The sequence below is a fragment of the Micromonospora sp. SL4-19 genome (assembly GCF_047921475.1).
In the GTDB taxonomy this organism is placed as follows: domain Bacteria; phylum Actinomycetota; class Actinomycetes; order Mycobacteriales; family Micromonosporaceae; genus Micromonospora.
This window is the reverse complement of the sequence record NZ_JBLROB010000089.1, coordinates 1-438: the sequence shown is the minus strand read 5'-3', so window position 1 is coordinate 438 and position 438 is coordinate 1. Positions and strand designations below refer to the sequence as shown.

The following is a 438-nucleotide window of genomic DNA, read 5'->3' as shown; positions in this document are numbered from 1 at the left end:
CATCATCGGCAGCCTCCTCGGCGACACCATCTCCCTCAACGTCCGCAGCGCCGACACCCTCGCCGCCATCGCCACGGTCCTACTCGGCGCCGCCGCCGTCGCCGACGTCCTCTACCTCAACATCCGCGACCGCGCCGCCGAGCTGGCCACCCTCCGCGCCACCGGCTGGACCGACACCGCCCTGAGCCGACTCGTCGGATACGAGGGACTTCTCCTCGGCGCACTCGGCTCGCTCACCGGCGCGGGCCTGGGCCTGGGCGGGGCGGCCTGGCTGGTCGGGGAACTACCCACGACACTGGCGCTGGTGGCCGCCGTCGTGGCGCTGGCCGGAATCGTGGTCACCTGCCTCGCCGCGCTCGTCCCGGCCGCGCTGCTGCGCCGGCTCCCCATCGCACGACTACTCGCCGAGGAGTGACCATGGACGCGACCACGGGCAGC

At 73.7% G+C, this 438-nt stretch carries 1 protein-coding gene; it reads left to right on the top strand.

Features of this window, described 5'->3' with window-relative positions:
* A partial coding sequence (locus tag ACNAVT_RS31810; protein ID WP_416301701.1) for an FtsX-like permease family protein occupies window positions 1–415 on the top strand: 415 nt, incomplete at its 5' end.
* Window positions 416–438: the final 23 nt, after the last annotated feature.